1 protein-coding gene is annotated in these 385 nt (G+C 66.2%); it reads left to right on the top strand.

What is annotated here, in order from left to right; genetic code table 11:
- The coding region (locus FH08_RS0134220; RefSeq protein ID WP_031362663.1) for a serine hydrolase at positions 1-385 on the top strand (385 nt) is incomplete at both ends.

Genomic DNA, 385 nt, shown 5'->3' with positions numbered 1-385 from the left:
ACCGCCCAGCGCCTGGCCTCGAACCACGCCCTGGTCGTCGACCTCAAGACCAACCAGGTGCTGTTTTCCCAGAATCCCGACCAGGTCGCCCCCATCGCTTCGGTGACCAAGCTGATGACCGCCATGGTGGTGCTCGATGCCCGGCTGCCGCTGGAGCAGACCATCGACATCGACATCAGCGAGAATCCGGCCATGCGCGGCATCTTCTCGCGGGTGCGCCTGGGCAGCCAGCTGACCCGCCGTGACATGCTGCAACTGGCGCTGATGTCTTCGGAAAACCGCGCCGCCACCAGCCTCGCCCACCACTATCCGGGTGGCCAGCGGGCCTTCGTCGCCGCCATGAATGCCAAGGCCCGTGCCCTGGGCATGAGAAACACCCGCTACG

Source organism: Caballeronia sordidicola, assembly GCF_000729995.1.
GTDB classification, from domain to species: domain Bacteria; phylum Pseudomonadota; class Gammaproteobacteria; order Burkholderiales; family Burkholderiaceae; genus Caballeronia; species Caballeronia sordidicola_A.
This window is presented reverse-complemented; position numbering and strand designations above follow the sequence as displayed.